Annotated in this window: 14 protein-coding genes and 1 riboswitch; of the genes, 3 read left to right on the forward strand and 11 right to left on the reverse strand. The window is 31.1% G+C overall.

Annotated features, from left to right (window positions below):
• Window positions 1–81 precede the first annotated feature (81 nt).
• The 10 genes from CLHOM_RS03815 to CLHOM_RS03860 form a co-directional block, all read right to left on the reverse strand.
• The gene (locus CLHOM_RS03815; RefSeq protein WP_052220365.1) at window positions 82–1308 is read right to left on the reverse strand and encodes a cation:proton antiporter; all 1227 of its coding nucleotides are present in this window, start codon (window positions 1306–1308) and stop codon (window positions 82–84) included.
• A gap of 297 nt (window positions 1309–1605) precedes the next feature.
• Window positions 1606–4272, reverse strand: a complete 2667-nt coding sequence (gene mprF / locus CLHOM_RS03820) for a bifunctional lysylphosphatidylglycerol flippase/synthetase MprF (protein WP_052220366.1) — start codon at window positions 4270–4272, stop codon at window positions 1606–1608.
• Window positions 4273–4443: 171 nt separating this feature from the next.
• Window positions 4444–5541 carry a tRNA 2-thiouridine(34) synthase MnmA gene (gene mnmA, locus CLHOM_RS03825; RefSeq protein ID WP_052220367.1) on the reverse strand — a complete coding sequence of 366 codons (1098 nt, stop codon included), beginning with the start codon at window positions 5539–5541 and terminating at the stop codon, window positions 4444–4446.
• Window positions 5542–5627: 86 nt separating this feature from the next.
• Window positions 5628–6680 (reverse strand): AI-2E family transporter, encoded by a 1053-nt coding sequence (locus CLHOM_RS03830; RefSeq protein WP_052220368.1) that lies wholly within the window; start codon window positions 6678–6680, stop codon window positions 5628–5630.
• Window positions 6681–6719: 39 nt separating this feature from the next.
• The gene (locus CLHOM_RS03835) at window positions 6720–7697 is read right to left on the reverse strand and encodes a YceG family protein (RefSeq protein ID WP_052220369.1); all 978 of its coding nucleotides are present in this window, start codon (window positions 7695–7697) and stop codon (window positions 6720–6722) included.
• Window positions 7698–7888: 191 nt separating this feature from the next.
• Entirely contained in the window at window positions 7889–9214 is a 1326-nt protein-coding gene (locus tag CLHOM_RS03840; protein ID WP_052220370.1) for a pyrimidine-nucleoside phosphorylase, read from the reverse strand.
• Between the two features lie 244 nt (window positions 9215–9458).
• The gene (locus CLHOM_RS03845) at window positions 9459–10277 is read right to left on the reverse strand and encodes a purine-nucleoside phosphorylase (protein WP_052220371.1); all 819 of its coding nucleotides are present in this window, start codon (window positions 10275–10277) and stop codon (window positions 9459–9461) included.
• Window positions 10278–10417: 140 nt separating this feature from the next.
• The gene (locus tag CLHOM_RS03850; protein WP_052220372.1) at window positions 10418–11596 is read right to left on the reverse strand and encodes a phosphopentomutase; all 1179 of its coding nucleotides are present in this window, start codon (window positions 11594–11596) and stop codon (window positions 10418–10420) included.
• A gap of 137 nt (window positions 11597–11733) precedes the next feature.
• Window positions 11734–12402, reverse strand: a complete 669-nt coding sequence (deoC, locus tag CLHOM_RS03855; protein ID WP_052220373.1) for a deoxyribose-phosphate aldolase — start codon at window positions 12400–12402, stop codon at window positions 11734–11736.
• A gap of 118 nt (window positions 12403–12520) precedes the next feature.
• A complete protein-coding gene (locus CLHOM_RS03860; RefSeq protein WP_052220374.1) occupies window positions 12521–13564 on the reverse strand; it encodes a LacI family DNA-binding transcriptional regulator in 1044 nt (347 codons plus the stop codon).
• 157 nt (window positions 13565–13721) lie between these two features.
• Window positions 13722–13849: riboswitch (cyclic di-AMP (ydaO/yuaA leader) on the forward strand.
• Between the two features lie 2 nt (window positions 13850–13851).
• On the opposite strand from CLHOM_RS03860, the gene CLHOM_RS03865 reads away from it, so the two are divergent.
• On the forward strand, window positions 13852–14631 hold the full coding sequence (locus CLHOM_RS03865) for a cell wall hydrolase (protein ID WP_052220375.1): 780 nt from the start codon (window positions 13852–13854) through the stop codon (window positions 14629–14631).
• Between the two features lie 240 nt (window positions 14632–14871).
• On the opposite strand, the gene speD is transcribed toward CLHOM_RS03865, so the two are convergent.
• Window positions 14872–15681 (reverse strand): adenosylmethionine decarboxylase, encoded by an 810-nt coding sequence (gene speD / locus CLHOM_RS03870; protein WP_052220376.1) that lies wholly within the window; start codon window positions 15679–15681, stop codon window positions 14872–14874.
• Between the two features lie 157 nt (window positions 15682–15838).
• Here speD and pdaA point away from each other — a divergent pair, with 157 nt between their 5' ends.
• Both pdaA and CLHOM_RS18270 read left to right on the forward strand, forming a co-directional pair.
• The gene (gene pdaA / locus CLHOM_RS03875; protein ID WP_052220377.1) at window positions 15839–16642 is read left to right on the forward strand and encodes a delta-lactam-biosynthetic de-N-acetylase; all 804 of its coding nucleotides are present in this window, start codon (window positions 15839–15841) and stop codon (window positions 16640–16642) included.
• The gene (locus tag CLHOM_RS18270) at window positions 16605–16763 is read left to right on the forward strand and encodes a hypothetical protein (RefSeq protein ID WP_161803195.1); all 159 of its coding nucleotides are present in this window, start codon (window positions 16605–16607) and stop codon (window positions 16761–16763) included. Before pdaA ends, CLHOM_RS18270 begins: the two co-directional genes overlap by 38 nt.
• The last annotated feature ends 37 nt before the right edge of the window (window positions 16764–16800 follow it).

Below are 16800 nucleotides of genomic sequence, written 5' to 3' on the forward strand. Positions count from 1 at the left end.
ATTCTATATACCAAGAAAAACAATCTTAAAAATAGCCTTTAATAATCTATGGAGGTTATACTTCAATTCAATTTTATTTAATTATTCTTCCAGCTTTAATAATTTAGCCAAATACTTAGATGTACTTGCTTGGAAGGTTAGTGTAATAATTATGGCAGTGAAGGTTACTGATGAAATAATCTCTGAGTTAGGAAGCTTCATAGAAACAAGCATTCCTGCTAGTGCTGCTGGGATTACTCCAGTTTCCCTTATCCACATAAGATACATTATTTCTTTAAAAGTCCATTTAGCCTTTCTATCAAACATTACAGAAACAAAAGCCGATACTGGTCTTGCTACAAATATTAAAATTAATACTACAAGTAAATCGCTTTGCCAGTATTTAGCTAATACATCAAATTGGATATGAGTTCCTAACATAACGAATATCATCATTCTTAATATTATTGTCATTACTTCTTTAAATCTGCTTTGCGTTATATAATGTTCTTCCGGTATAAAACAATTTAGCATTTTCTTATTTCCACATATCATACCAACTATGAATACTGCCATAAATCCACTAAAATGAAAATGCTCTGAAAACACATAAGCTCCTATTACAGTTACAAGAGAAATCTCTGAAGGAAATTCCTTCAAAAATCCCATTCTGTTTTCAGTTATAAGCCTAGTTGCAATTAATCCAAAGATTGTACCTACAATTATTCCACCACCAGCTGTTTTAAGCAATTCCAAAGCACTTTCTCCAACTGATAATGAACCTCCTGTTAAAGCACCTAGTATGGAAAAAGTTATGATTGCACCAGCAGCATCATTAAAAGCTGATTCAGAGATAATAGTTTGCTTGAGTTTGCTGCTTATTTTCATATTTTTAAATAATGGAACTAAAACTGATGGATCTGTAGATGCTATTACTGATCCTATTAAAAGAGCAAACATTAAATCTAAATGAAATATTTTTGCAGCAAAAAAACCTGTTATAGCAGTTGAAATTAATACTCCAACAGTAGCTAAAAGAAGGACTGATAACTTCACCTTATTCAATACCTTAAGTTCTATTTCTCTACCGCCATCGTATAATATATACGCTGCACCAAAGGTCAATATCAACTGATTACCTAAAGGATACCTGTCTATATTAATTAAATTTAAAAAAGATGGTCCAAGTATTACTCCTGCTAATATGAATAATACTACATCAGGAAGTTTAACAATATCACTAATTTTTGCCATAACTACTCCTGATAAAATTACAACTGCTATTAATTCTAATAATTGCTGTGTTGCTTCTATTGTTTCTGTACCCATAATTCCACTCCCCCCTTATTTCTAAAGTAACCTTGATTAGCAATTTTGATATTACTCTATTTTAGTTTAACTTTCAATATATTGCGTTTTTTACATAATAATCAGTAAATTTGCACTGTAAAACAAAATATTGCCCTAAAAATATTTCAAACTCAAATCTCTTTTTTCGACTTTAGTCCAAAATTGTTAAAAAAAATTAACAAAAAATTTTAAGACTAGAGCCAAATTTCTATTGACAATAGTCTTAAAATTATTGTATTATATAGTTTTAAATACTTTCTAATATTTTATTGTTTTCTATTTTTTAAACTTATTTTCTCCATGTTTTGAAACTAATAATGCTATATCCAAAATTAAAGTAGGCAATGAAATAAACTGAGGATAAGCTAAATATTTAGACTCCCAATTAGGATCAAATTTCTCTTTATATTTTCTAAGACCTGAAAAGCTATACCAATGGTTGCCTAAATTATACACAATCTTAGCTAGCTTCTCTTGTCTATGTGCATAAGGTGCCACTCCCACCTTAGAAAGAGGTGCCATTCCTACATTAAAATTTTCGTATCCTTGTGTTTGACACCAAAGAATTAACTGTAAAAAAAGAGTATCCATAGTTCCATTGGGTGCATCTTCTCTAAACCGCATTAAATCAACTGCCATAGATTTATTGTTATCATATTTAGGCATTAAGGTTGCAAAAGCAATTATTTGATTCTCATTATTTTTAATTACTGCTACGGGTGATCTGTTTACATATTCTTCTTGAAAATATCCAAGAGAAAAACCTTTCTCTTTTCTTCCTTTTAGCCAATCGTTAGAAATTTTCTCAAGTTCAAGCATAAGACTTTTTGAAAAAGGGGGATGAATTACTTCAAATCTTAAATTGTCCTTTTCAAAACGATTTTTTACAAGTCTCATATCTTTCTTTTTCTTTCCTTCTAAATTAAAACTAGTTAAATCTACTATAGCTTCTTCTCCAAGTTTAAAAAAATAATATCCATTTTCATGATACATTGACAAATACTTTTCTGAAACCTGATAAAAAGCAGGATTCATTCCATAGCGATCTGCAAAAGCTTGGAACTCCTGTATTGCCTTTTCAAAGTATGCTTCATCTCCAATAGGATCTCCTAATACTACTAGCTTATCTCTAATATTAGAATATGCAATTAATACCTTATCTTCTTGAGCCCAATAGAAATTCTTATCTCTCATAAACAATAGATGAGTCCTATAGCTTCCACCATATTTAGTTAAAAATTCTTTTAACTTTTCTAAATCTTTCTCGCTGCAAGTTGCCCTAAAAGGTCTTTTGGGTCTAATTAAAGTTCCTACTCCAATCAAAAACCAAGTAAGTCCAAAAGCGTAAATAGCATTATCGATAATTACTCTCTTGCCCGTAAAAATTTTACTTATTATCCCTGGTTCTTTATAGATTCTTATAAAATCTATATTGACTTTACGTGCTACTACTACGTATAGTCCTAAGGCTAATATTGTTATGATAATAAATCTTATAATAGTGATAATTCTTACAGGAGCACTTTCTCTATAGTACCCTTTTCTTGTAAACCAAAGTAAAAAAGCTACAAACAATAAAAATAATGCCTCTTCGTAATTTAATCCTTTAAAAAAGGTAAATAAAGCTCCAGTTAATAATAATACTACTGTAAAGTAGTAAGCCATCTTAACTCTTTCTTTTATTCCCCTGGAAATAACTAAGAGCAGTAAGCCTATTACAATTGAAATTCTATAAGAAAACCTCATAAATGCAAAAGATGTAAGGTCAGCAATTATATCAATTCTAGATGCTATACCTGGGATTGCAGCTGATACTAGAAGTATTATGCCGCATATAAATACTAAAATGGATAGGGCCCAAACTCCAAAATCTACTATATGCTCATAATTAGAAATCCATATCCTTTGCCATCCTGATAAAGACTTTTGTACATAGGTTATAGGAACTATGGCCTTAGGAATATTTTTTGAAATAGTATCTCTAACTTCCCATATAGATAATGCAACTCCAATAATCCAAGGTATTACATAATAAACTGCTCTGTAAATAATTAATATAGCTAAGGCTCTATAAGACACAACCCCATTCAATTGTAAAACCCAATAAAACACTAAATCAAAAGCTCCAATTCCGCCAGGAATCAAACTTATAATTCCAACTGCCGAAGATGCTGCTATTACAAACAAAGCCTTTCCAAAGGTAATCTGTATAGTGATACTTCTACAAATAAACCATAGAAGACCTCCTGCTAAAGTCCATTCAAATATTGACACAAAAACTAAAATTACTCTTAATAGCTTTGGTTCTATTTGCTTTAGGCCCTTTGGAATTAATTTTTCTTTTAACCAATTTATCCGATATAATAGGAAATAAAATGGCAAATATAATCCAAATATCATAAGACTAATTAAGATAAATTTATGCTCTAATAGAACACTTTTAAGTCCAAAAAAATTAAAAATTTCAATTATTGCTAAAAAAGATAGTCCAGTAATTGTTGAAGGAATAAGTATTGAATTTGCATAAATAAACTTTCTTATTGATACATTTTGCTTTTTATATAAAATAGTTCTTAAAGTAGCTCCTGTTAAAGCCACAATTCCCCAAAGATTATTAAAAGTATTGGCAATCCACGAGATTTTAATAATTTTCAAAACAGGTAAATATAAATTAAAATATTTTGAAGTACAGTAATCGTACAATACCATACCAAAAACTGCTATTAGTCCACCTATTATAAATAAAAATATTTTATATTTGGAAATTTCATATAGTAAATGAACAGTATAACTAATATTCACATTTTTAATTTCATTACTTCCCATTACTAAAATAATTAATATAGATAAACTTGAAATAATAAGCCTGACTATATTTTTTCTATTCTGAAATACAATCGATTTAATATTTATACAAATCCACTTTATAAACTCTTTAAACATATAATTCACCAGCCTTCTTAACAGTTTTCATTGTATAACAACTGTATTTGTTTTTCAACCTTAATTTTCCAAAAATAACTGAAACTGATGATGTCATAGATGAATGCTACAATAAAATAAAAAATAGCATACTTAGAGAAATTTGTATGCTATATTTTTATATAATTTTTATTATTTATCTTTAATCACACGATTAATAGTACCTCCACCTAAGCATACTTCTCCATCATAAAATACTACTGCTTGCCCTGGAGTTATTGCCTTTTGTGGTTCATCGAAAATCACAGTTACCTTATCCTTTTGATTAATTACTGTTACTCCTTGATCCTTTTGTCTATACCTAAACTTTGCAGTGCATTTAAAGCTTTCTGGTTTTTCTTTATGGCTAACCCAATTTAAATCTACAGCTTCAAGTCCATAAGAAAATAACTTAGGATGTTTTTCTCCTTGAACTACATATAAAATATTATTTTTCAAATCCTTTTCTACTACAAACCAAGGTTCTCCAGTTCCCTTACCGCCTATACCAAGACCTTTTCTTTGTCCTAAAGTATAGTACATTAAACCATGATGTTTACCTACAACTTTCCCTTCTAAGTTTTTTATATCTCCAGGCTTTGCTGGGAGATAGTGACTTAAAAACTCATTGAAATTTCGTTCACCAATAAAGCAAATACCTGTGCTGTCCTTCTTTTTTGCAGTTTCAAGTCCAGCTTCTTCAGCAATTTCTCTTACCTTTTTCTTTGGCATATGTCCTATAGGAAACATAGTTTTTGAAAGCTGATATTGCCCTAAGGCACATAGAAAATAAGTTTGATCCTTACCTGGATCATTGCCTCTTAATAGTCTATATTCTCCATCTAAATAATCTACTTGTGCATAATGACCTGTAGCAATATAATCTGCTCCAAGCTTTAGGGCATAGTCTAAAAATGCCTTGAATTTAATCTCTTTATTGCACATTACATCTGGATTTGGTGTTCTTCCATTTTTATATTCTTCTAAAAAATAAGTAAAAACCCTGTCCCAGTACTCCTTTGTAAAATTAACACTATAGTATGGTATTCCTATTTGATTGCATACCATAATCACATCTTCATAATCCTCAGTAGCAGTACAATTTCCATTCTCATCTTCCTCATCCCAGTTTTTCATAAATACTCCAATTACATCATATCCTTGCTGTTTTAAGAGCAAAGCTGTAACTGAAGAATCTACTCCACCGGACATACCAACTACTACTTTTGTATCCTTGGGTTCTTTCTTCATAAATCAACAACCTTTCTTTTAATTAGTTACCAGTACTCAATACCCAGTAACCAGATTTTCCTTTACTGGCTTCTGGTCACTGGCCACTAATTATCTTGCAAATCTTTATTATTTATCAACTTTTTCTCTTCAATTACTTTAACATCTAATAGGTCTAGAATAAACATAAACAGTGGTATTCCAAGGAGAAGTCCCCATACTCCCATGTAATGTTCAGATACTATTAAAACCACAAAGGTAAAAAATACTGGAAGTTTAGTATTTACAGACATGAACTTTGGATTTAATACATATCCCTCTAGCGCATGCAGTACTGCAATTAATACAAGTACTGATACAACTTTCATAATTCCGCCTATTTTAAAGGCTATTATTGAAAGTGGAATTATAGAAATAATTACTCCAGCTACTGGAATCAATCCAAGAAAGAAAATCATTATTCCTAAACCTAATAACTGGTGAAAACCCATTACCCATAAAGAAATTACAGAAAGCACTGCATTTATAAAGGCAATAAGTATTTGGGCTTGCATGACTTTTGCAAAAGAATTTAAAAAGTTTCTTCCAAAATATTTAAAATATCCAAATACTCCTCCAATTTTACTTTTTTCAAATTTATTTAAAAATTTAATTATTTCTTCTTTTTCAAGATTAAAGAACAAGCTTAAGATAAGTGCTATAAATATATTAATGCTAAACTTGCCAGCGTTAGTGGCTACCTGAAGTAAATAATCGCTACCTGCTTGAAGGTTGTTAGCTATATCAATATCCTTTAACATTAAAAATAAATACTTAGTAATCTTATTACTATTATAATCAAATTTGAAATCTAAAAGCTGATGAATTATAGTAACCACTTGATTAATAATTATAGGAGTATACTTGTATATTACCGATGCTATAATTACAAAGAGCCCAGTGTATAACAGAATAGTTATAGCTTTTCTTTTAATGGGAACAACCTGTCTTAAATATTTAAGGATGAATTCCTGCATTCGGTAAATCAAATAAGTAAACAAAAAGGTTAGCAACTCCAAATTGATTATCTCTCGAGTTGCATAGAAAAAAATAATTATCAATAAAAACACTAATATTCTTTTTGTGTTTTCTTTTCTTATTAGTTCTTTTAAAAGCACCATTACATCGCTCCGCTCTTCGTTATAAATTTATTATACGCTTTACTTATGAGATAGCCTATAAATTATACCATTTTTTCTGTAAGGAAGATTATTTCTGTACTCTTCTAACCTATGAATATCATAGTATTCCTCTTTAACGAAATTTTCAATATCACTTGCTCCAGCAGGGTTAAAAATCATAATATCAATTCCTAAAGCATTCATGAACATTAAGGTTAATGCATCTGCATAAGACATATGCTTTCCTTTATTATTATTATAGATGATTATTTTAGGCACCTTCATAGGGTAGTCAAAAGATTTCAAAATTTCTATAAGCTCTTTATCCAGATTATTTAATACTACAAAGGTTGAGATCTTCATCATTTTTTCGTCTCTCTCATCTCTATTTATAAACATTAATGCTATATCCATAATTCTGTTAATTAAAGGAAGTCTAACCTTTGTTTTAAAATTTCTATGTTTCCAAAAATAAGGAATGTGGCAGAATTCAATTATTAAATCAGCGATTTTTTCCTGCAGAACTGGATTTAAAGTTTTGTATCTCCAAGAATCAGAAGAAAGCAATCTACTTCTTTCTAATTCTCCATTTAAATTTAAGGTATTAAAATAAGCTTTGCTTTCAGCTTTTTTATATCTTTTTTTGTAAAGAGGAAATTTTTTAAAAAATAAAACATTTTCTTGTTCTAATAACTGACTTATTTCTTCTCTATACTGTTTTATATCTTCATGTACTCCATTTATTTTTGAAAATAGATTTGGAATAACTATTTCCCTTACACCTATTTTAAAACCAGGTCTTATCATTGCCTCCTGACTTCCCCAAAGAACTATTTCTTCATAAGTGGTTTTCAGAGTATCTCTTTCCACCTTATAAGTGGAAAATTGCCAAGGTTTATAGCAACCAGATTCCTTATCATGTAGTATATCATTAATTTCTTCACTTATTTTAAAAGCTTGAGTTGCTGTCCTTTGCTTCATAAAATTAACTTCATCAAACTTTTGGTCATTATTCATAGATTATCCACCTTCCACACTTTCTAATCAATTATTTACCTTGAAAAATCTTAGTATATCTAGGTTTCAACTAATTTTATCATTTATTTACATAAAAATAAACACAATATATAAATAAATGTAAAAAACCAGAAGGCAGTTAAATCTGTATTCTGGTCTTACTAAATGACTGTACTAAATAACATATTCATTTAAAATTTTATTGTTCCATCTTTTGTAACAATTCCTTTTATTAATGGCTTTGTAAGCACTTCCTCATCAACAATACCATAAGCCTTTTGAATTATTTCTTCAGATTGAAGTGTTTTTTCTTCACAATTTGAATGAATAGTTGCAATTGCCTCTCCTTCATTTACAAAGTCTCCAATTTTTTTATGAAGAACTACTCCTACAGCTAAATCAACTTTACTTTCTTTAGTTTCACGCCCAGCTCCTAAAACTAATGCGGCAATACCAATATCATCAGCCTTAATTGCTTTTACATAGCCAGTTCTAGCAGCTAACACCTTTTTAACAACCTTTGCTTTAGGAAATAGTGATATGTCATCCACAAAATCCGGATTTCCACCTTGTGCTTCCACTAATACCTTAAGCTTTTCTATTCCTTTTCCTGAACTTATTATCTCCTCTAAAATTCCTCTAGCTTCTTCAAAGCTTTTTGCCTTTTCACCTAATATTAGCATATAAGCTCCTAAAGTTAAGCAAAGTTCAGTTAAATCTTTAGGTCCTTTCCCCTTCAAAGTATCTATAGCCTCAATTACTTCCAGAGCATTTCCTACCGCAAAACCTAATGGTTCGTCCATATCTGTAACTACTGCTACAGTATTCCTTCCCACATGAGTACCAATATCAACCATTTCTTCAGCTAATTTAAAAGAACTTTCCTCATCTTTCATAAATGCTCCACTGCCCGTCTTAACATCTAAAACAATAGCGTCTGCACCTGATGCGATCTTCTTACTCATTATGCTTGCAGCAATCAAGGACATGTTATCTACAGTAGCAGTAACATCTCTTAGTGAGTAGAGCTTTTTATCAGCTGGAGCGAGATTTGCAGTTTGACCACCAATAGCAATCTTCTTTTCATTTACATTCCTAATAAACCTTTCAATAGGCATTTCTACATTAAATCCTGTAAAGGATTCTAATTTATCAATAGTTCCTCCTGTGTGCCCAAGCCCTCTCCCAGACATCTTAGCCACTGGAACTCCTGCTGCAGATACAATAGGCCCAAGTACAAGAGTAGTAGTATCTCCAACTCCACCTGTGCTGTGTTTATCTACCTTTATACCTTCAATAGCAGATAAATCAATTATATCTCCGCTTTCTACCATAGCTTTAGTGAGTTCTGCTGTTTCCCTTTTATTCATCTTTTGAAAATAAATTGCCATCATTAATGCAGAAACTTGATAATCAGGTATTTCTCCTTTTGTATATCCTTTTATGAAAAAATTAATTTCTTCTGTAGTTAATTCTCCACCATTTCTTTTTTTCATAATAATGTCATACATTCTCATAGAGTTTATCTCCTTTTCATTGAATTCGGAACATGAGAAAAATGAGATGCATTTTTCTTAGGTGCTAGGTTCCAGGTACTAGGTACTAGTGAAGGATGTTTTGCTTAAGCAAAACTACTATCGCATATTGTAGCTTGCTATAATTGCGGATTTCATAATTAAGCTCTGCTTAATTATTTCAATTTCTAGTACCTAGAACTTAGCACCTAGTACCTCAAGAATTTTACGTCGTAAAATTCTTATGTTATATCTCTCTTATAATCTTCCTCATTAGTTTAATGAAAGTTTCTCTTACCCTCGAGGAGGTTTCCACTACTTCTTCATGGCTCAAAGGCTGTTCTAGTATTCCAGCAGCCATATTAGTCATGCAGGATATCCCTATTACTTTAATTCCACTATGAGAAGCAACAATAACTTCAGGTACCGTAGACATACCTACCGCATCTCCTCCTAAGATTCTAAGCATCCTAATTTCAGCAGGAGTTTCATAAGAAGGACCGCTCATACATGCGTAAACTCCCTCTTGAAGTTTAATATTCATATCTTTTGCAGCTTTTTTAACTATTTCTCTTAACTCTTTATCATAAGCATTACTCAAGTCCGGAAATCTTGGACCAAACTCCTCTAAATTTCTTCCAATCAATGGATTATACCCTGATAAATTTAGCTGGTCTTTTATCAGCATTAAATCTCCCGGTGTAAAATTCTCATTTACAGCACCTGCAGCATTTGTCACAATAAGTTTTGTAACCCCTAATAACTTCATAACTCTGACTGGGAAAGTCACTTCTTCCATAGAATATCCTTCATAGTAGTGAAACCTTCCCTGCATTGCTACGACTTTTTTACCTTCAAGAGTTCCAATTATAAGTCTCCCTGCATGACCTTCTACAGTAGAAACAGGAAAATGAGGAATTTCACTATAATTTAAAAAATTAGGTTCCTCTATTTGATCTCCAATAGCCCCAAGTCCTGACCCTAAAATTAATCCAATTTGTGGTTTTGTTTTAGAGTTATTTATAATATAATCTGCTGCTTCCCTTAATTTAGTATATAAATTCAATATTAACACACTCCCCGTTTATTATTAAGCAGGCTGCAATCACTAATCTCTAATTTCTAGTTTATAATCGCTAAGCTATAGCATATATCTAGACACAATAGCGACTAGGGACTGGAGATTAGCGATTTATATAAAAGCGACTAGTGATTAGCAATTATTTTCTGTAGAAAGCTTTCTCCAATCTTAATAGGTTCTAATGAAAAGATTTCTGATATAGTTTGACCAATATCTGCAAAAGTTTTTCTTGTTCCAAGATTTATATTTCCCTTTAGAGATTTTCCATATGCTAAAAATGGAACATATTCTCTTGAATGATCAGTTCCAGGTGTAGTAGGGTCACATCCATGATCTGCTGTAATAAATAATACATCTGTATCCTTCATGGAATCTATTATTTCATTAAGTTTTTTATCAAAATCATAGAGTCCTTTTGCGTAGCCTTCTACATCATTTCTGTGTCCCCATTTCATATCAAAATCCACTAAATTAGTAAATATCAATCCTTTATTATCTCTTTTCATAAATTCTAAAGTTTTATCTACTCCATCCATATTATCTTTTGTATGTACAGCTTCTGTAATTCCTTTTCCTGAAAAAATATCTTCTATTTTTCCTACAGCAATTACATCAAAATTATGTTTTTTTAAATTATCTAAAACTGTATTGTAAGGTGGTACTAATGAAAAATCTCTTCTATTAGAAGTTCTTGTAAAGTTTCCTGGTTCACCAGTAAAAGGTCTAGCAATAACTCTTCCAACTGCATGTTCACCTTTTAAAATATTTCTTGTAATTTCACAATATCTATAAAGCTCCTCTAGTGGAATAACTTCCTCATGAGCTGCAATTTGAAATACACTATCTGCTGAAGTATATACAATGAGATTCCCTGTGTTTATATGTTCTTCTCCCATTTCTTCTATTATAGCTGTTCCTGAAGCGGTTTTATTTCCTATCACTTTTCTTCCAGTTACTTTTTCAAACTCTTCTATGATTTCCTTTGGGAAACCCTTAGGGTAAGTTGGAAATGGATCTTTAGAATTTATGCCAACCATTTCCCAATGACCTGTGGTAGTATCTTTACCATTAGATATTTCACTAAGACGTCCGTAGCAGCCTAAAGGACTTTCTTCTTTTTTGATACCTACCATTCCATCAATATTCCCAAGTCCCAATTTCTCCATATTAGGAAGGTTTAAGCCTCCAATAGTTTTTGATATATTTCCAATGGTATTACTATTTTCATCACCATACTTATGAGCATCAGGTAACGCTCCCATTCCAACACTATCTAATACTATCCATATTACTCTATTTATCATAGAATGCCTCCTTAATAAATAATAAAGATGAAATAGGAAATTTTTATTCTTAATGTAAAGCCTATCTCGCTCCATTACCTTCTTAATCAGTTAGTACAAATATTCCCCAATTAATTCCCTATTTCATCATGTAATAGCTAATAATCTGATTTGCTATCTTTGCTTCCTTCTACAATAGAAATTGAAGCACTAGCTCCTATCCTACTAGCTCCAGCTAAGATCACTGCCTCTGCATCTTCTCTTGTTCTAACTCCACCTGAGGCTTTAACTCCCATATTTTCTCCTACTGTTTCCCTCATCAGCTTAACATCTTCTGGTTTTGCACCACCTGTTGAAAAACCTGTTGAGGTTTTTACAAAATCAGCTCCTGCTTCTTTTGACAATTCACAAGCTTTTATTATTTCCTCTTTAGTTAGAAGGCAATTCTCTAAGATAACCTTTACTAGTGCCTTTCCTTTAGCAGCCTCTACTACTGCCTCTATATCTTCTTTAACTTCATCATATTTTTTTGACTTTAAGGCACCTATGTTTATCACCATATCAATCTCTTCTGCGCCCTTTTCGATAGCTTGTTTAGTTTCAAAGGCTTTTACTTCTTTTGTTGTAGCACCTAATGGGAAACCTACAACTACACAAGTTTTTACATCAGTCCCCTTTAATTCATTACTTACTAAAGAAGCATAGTAAGCATTAACGCAGACAGAAGCAAAGTTGTACTCTTTAGCTTCTTTGCAAATTTTTATAATGTCCTCCTCAGTAGCTTCTGGCTTAAGCAGCGTATGGTCTAAGTACTTTTCTAATTTCATATAATCTATTCCTCCTTTTGGATAATTGGCATTTTTTTCTTCTTTTTATCAAATAAACCCTCTTAATGGTAGCGGTTACATAGCAAGTTATTAAGCTAAGTAAATGTATTTTATACATTTACTTAGCACCTTTTTTTGTTTTTGCTTTTGGATATTTTTCTGATCCTTTTAAAACGAGCTTTGGCATTAATGTTATCTTTTTAATCTCTTTGTGAGCTTTATTACTTAAACTATCAATAAGAATCTTCATACTTCTTACTCCTATTTCCCTAGCGGGTCCATTTATATAGCTGATGTTCATTCCTATAATATTCACCATATCTAAATTATCAAACCCAATAACAGCTATATCTTCAGGAATTTTTAGTCCTTCCTCATAAATAGCCTTGATACATCCAAGAGTCATAAGGTTACTGCAAGCAAAAATGGCTGTGGGTCTTTCCTCCATTTTTAACATTTCTTTTGTAAACTTATATCCACCTTCTTGTCTGTAATCACCATAAAAAACATACTGTTCTTTTAAATTTAATCCATGAAAGGCTAAAGCCTTTTTATACCCAATAAATCTGTCTTTGGCTGATTGAGTCTTCATTCTTCCAGTAATAATACCTATGTTTTTGTGACCTGCTTTAATTAATGCCTCTGTTCCCTGATAAGCGCCCTTAATATTGTCCATAAATACTCCACTAAAATTAGAATACTTTACATGACCTTCTACCAACACTACAGGTATTCCAAGGCTTTCCAAAGCACTTAAGTACTCGCTATTGAATTCATCTTCGACAGATGTGGGGGTAATTATAATACCTTGTATTCTTTGTTCTCTTAATAGTTTTAAAGCTTTTAACTCTTTTTTTATATTATCATCAGTATCGAATAAAATTATATTTAAATTATGACTATCTGCTTCTTCACTTATCCCTTTTATAACCTCCCCAAAAAAAGGATTCATTATATCTGGTACAATAACTCCTATAGTATTAGTTTTATTTGTTGATAAGCTTCTAGCAATAGCACTTGGTGTATAATTAAGTTCTTTTATTACTTTAAGTATCTTTTCTTTGGTCTCTTCTTTAACATATCCATTTTCATTTAAAACTCTAGATACAGTAGTTTTAGAAACCCCAGCTACTTTAGCAATATGGCTTATGGTAACTGACATTGTTGTACCTCCTGACAAATTTAGGCAACCGTTTTCATAGTATATCCTTCAAGGATTTCAAATATAGAATACCTCAATACTTGGTAAAATTCAATATAATTTTATGTTTTTCCATTAATCTTATATAGATACCTATTAAAACTTTTGTTAGAATAAAGCATGAAAACAGCCGAATCTCCAAAAGGAGTACGGGGGACTATTTTTTAGGGGTGAATCTCAGATTTTGAGTAGGGTGACCTCAACCCAAACCCGTCAACTAACCTCGGAGGCACAAGGAGGTAATATCTATGAAAATTAAAAATTTAAAGACTTTAATTGCTACACTATCACTATCACTTTTTATTGCTACTCCAGCAAGTGCTGCTACCTACAGAGTTGTATCTAATGATAGCCTTTATAAAATAGGAGTACTTTTTAATACTTCTGTATCTTCTATTAAGGCTAATAATAATCTTTCCAGTGATATTATACAGCCAGGTCAAGTACTTCAGGTTCCTGGAATTACTTACACAGTAAAATCTGGAGATACACTATTCACAATTGCTAAAAAATATGGTATATCATTATATTCTTTAAGAAAAGCAAATAATAAATGGGATGACTTAATTTATCCTAATAATATACTTACTGTTCCTGTAAAAACTAGTAATACAACTTCAACAAGTGTAGGACAAACTTCTCCTTCTAAAAGTGTAATTCCTTATTCTTCAAGCGATTTAGATCTTTTAGCAAGATTAATTAGAGCCGAAGCAGAAGGACAACCTTATAATGCAAAAGTTGCAGTTGCAGCAGTTGTAGTAAATAGAGTGCAAAGTTCAGAATTTCCAAATACTATAAGTGCAGTTATTTATCAAAGGATAAATGGATATTATCAATTTACTCCAGTAAAAAATGGAATGATAAATAATACAGCCACAGCAGAAGATAGACAAGCAGCTTTATCTGCTTTATATGGAAGCGACCCTACTAATGGAGCATTATTCTATTTTGATGATAGTGCTACAAACCAATGGCTTTGGTCGAAACCATTAGCTGCTAGAATTGATAGAATGGTATTTGTATATTAAAACAAGCTATTTTTTAAGTTGTTGAGTTCGTAAAAGCAGAGAACCCAAATCTATGATTTGGTGTGAATCGCTTTCTCCTTGGAGGAATGACAAGGAGTTTCTATATAATGAACTCATCAATCTTAAAAATAGCCTTAGCGTACTAAAGGAAAGTTTTAAATGAATGTAAAACCATCATTCATTTAAAACTCATACTTAAAATTAAAAAGGTTCAGCTCAAATGAGCATGAACCTTTTTTCCTAAATATTTATTCCGTAGAATATTTCAGTCATTTCTTTATTTAATTTATCAAGAATAACCTTTTTTTCATCCTCTGATAAATCCTCTTCCTTTATCTCAAATAGATAATTGCTTAAATCTAAATCCCTTAATTTCATCTTTGTGTGAAATATATTCGATTGATATATATTCATATCAATAAAGTTATATCTATTTATTGTTTCTTCAGAAATGTAGTTTTGTACTGAGTTTATTTTATGATCTATAAAGTGCTTTTCCCCATCCACATCTCTAGTAAAACCTCTTACTCTGTAATCAATAGTAATGATATCCGAATCAAAGCTTCCAATTAAATAATTTAATGCTTTTAAAGGAGATATGGTGCCACAGGTAGAAACATCTATGTCCACTCTGAATGTACTAAGATCATTTTGAGGATGACTTTCTGGATAAGTATGAACTGTTACATGGCTTTTATCCAGATGTCCTACGATATTTTCCCGTATTGGGGTTATTATTCCTCTATTACAGGAAGGGTCCAATACATATAGAGGTACCTCTTCTTCAGAAATTAATAAGGTTACACTGGCACCTTGGGGATCATAGTCTTGCTTTGCAACATTTAGTACACTAGCGCCTATTATTTCTGTAACATTTGTTAGTATTCTAGTTAATCTCTCTGAGTTATATTGTTCATCAATATACTCAATATACTTTTTACGATCCTCTTCAGTTTTTGTATAACAAATATCGTAAATATTAAAACTTAATGATTTTGTTAAATTATTAAAACCATATAATTTTATCTTGTTTTTACCGTGTTTCTCCAACGTTCTTCCTCATTTCTAGAATATTTTATTATTAAGATTTTCTAATATGTATTTTACTCTTTTTTTTATTAGAAGGAAAGTCCTAATTGTTTCCGGAATTTATTTACACTCATTTTTAAATTAATATTGAGAATAATATTTTTAGGAGTTGATAAATATGCAAAAAAAGAATTATTTTATTGTTATAATTTATTTCTTATCAATAATTAATCTTCTATCTTCTTATAGTGCACAAGCTCTTGAAGTATCTCAAGGTAATATAAGCACTAAAGAATATAATTGGTATTTTAAGCATAAGGAAAATGGTGTTCCTCCAGAAGCGCCTGTTGAAACAGCTTATTTTACATCAAAGTATGATTGCTTTTATTTAGGTGATACTTCTAAGAAAATCATATACTTAACCTTTGATGAAGGTTATGAGAATGGATATACAGAACCAATCCTAGACGTTCTAAAAAAGCATAAAGCACCAGCAGCATTTTTTGTTGTAAAGCCCTATATAACTACCAATCCTCAGATAATTAAAAGAATGGTAGAAGAAGGTCATTTAGTATGTAATCATAGCTCACATCATCCTTCTATGGCTTCAATACGTGACCAAGATAAATTTAACAAAGAATTATCTGATGTAGAGGATGCTTTTCGTGAGGTTACAGGAAAAAATATGCCTAAATATTTTAGGCCTCCAATGGGTAAATATAGTGAACAGTCTTTACTTTATACTAAAAGCTATGGCTATAAAACCATATTTTGGAGCTTCGCCTACGCCGATTGGGAACCTAACAGACAGCCTTCAGCTGAATTTGCAAGAAAAAGAATATTAGACAGAACTCATAACGGAGCTATTATACTGCTTCATGCTGTTTCTAAAACAAATGCTGAAATTTTAGACAGCTTAATTACTGAATGGAAAGCTAGGGGATATGAAATTAAGAGTTTGGAAGAAATTGATAAAAGATAGGAATAGAAGAAAAATGCGTCGCATTTTTAAAATTGACAATGCACAATTGACAATTGACAATGAAGGATGTTTTGCTAAGGCAAAACTAGATTTTATATTGCAGCAAAGCTGCAATTATTAAAATTGGTAATTAAGCTCTGCTTAATTACTTCCTTCAT

This window comes from Clostridium homopropionicum DSM 5847 (genome assembly GCF_001263795.1).
GTDB classification, from domain to species: Bacteria; Bacillota; Clostridia; order Clostridiales; family Clostridiaceae; genus Clostridium_H; species Clostridium_H homopropionicum.

What these genes read in the sequence shown, in the direction of transcription:
- CLHOM_RS03815 (WP_052220365.1), bottom strand. Translation starts at nt 1,308, where the DNA reads ATGGGTACAGAAACAATAGAAGCAACACAGCAATTATTAGAATTAATA.
- mprF (WP_052220366.1), bottom strand. Translation starts at nt 4,272, where the DNA reads ATGTTTAAAGAGTTTATAAAGTGGATTTGTATAAATATTAAATCGATT.
- mnmA (WP_052220367.1), bottom strand. Translation starts at nt 5,541, where the DNA reads ATGAAGAAAGAACCCAAGGATACAAAAGTAGTAGTTGGTATGTCCGGT.
- CLHOM_RS03830 (WP_052220368.1), bottom strand. Translation starts at nt 6,680, where the DNA reads ATGGTGCTTTTAAAAGAACTAATAAGAAAAGAAAACACAAAAAGAATA.
- CLHOM_RS03835 (WP_052220369.1), bottom strand. Translation starts at nt 7,697, where the DNA reads ATGAATAATGACCAAAAGTTTGATGAAGTTAATTTTATGAAGCAAAGG.
- CLHOM_RS03840 (WP_052220370.1), bottom strand. Translation starts at nt 9,214, where the DNA reads ATGAGAATGTATGACATTATTATGAAAAAAAGAAATGGTGGAGAATTA.
- CLHOM_RS03850 (WP_052220372.1), bottom strand. Translation starts at nt 11,596, where the DNA reads ATGATAAATAGAGTAATATGGATAGTATTAGATAGTGTTGGAATGGGA.
- deoC (WP_052220373.1), bottom strand. Translation starts at nt 12,402, where the DNA reads ATGAAATTAGAAAAGTACTTAGACCATACGCTGCTTAAGCCAGAAGCT.
- CLHOM_RS03860 (WP_052220374.1), bottom strand. Translation starts at nt 13,564, where the DNA reads ATGTCAGTTACCATAAGCCATATTGCTAAAGTAGCTGGGGTTTCTAAA.
- CLHOM_RS03865 (WP_052220375.1), top strand. Translation starts at nt 13,852, where the DNA reads ATGAAAATTAAAAATTTAAAGACTTTAATTGCTACACTATCACTATCA.
- pdaA (WP_052220377.1), top strand. Translation starts at nt 15,839, where the DNA reads ATGCAAAAAAAGAATTATTTTATTGTTATAATTTATTTCTTATCAATA.
- CLHOM_RS18270 (WP_161803195.1), top strand. Translation starts at nt 16,605, where the DNA reads ATGAAATTAAGAGTTTGGAAGAAATTGATAAAAGATAGGAATAGAAGA.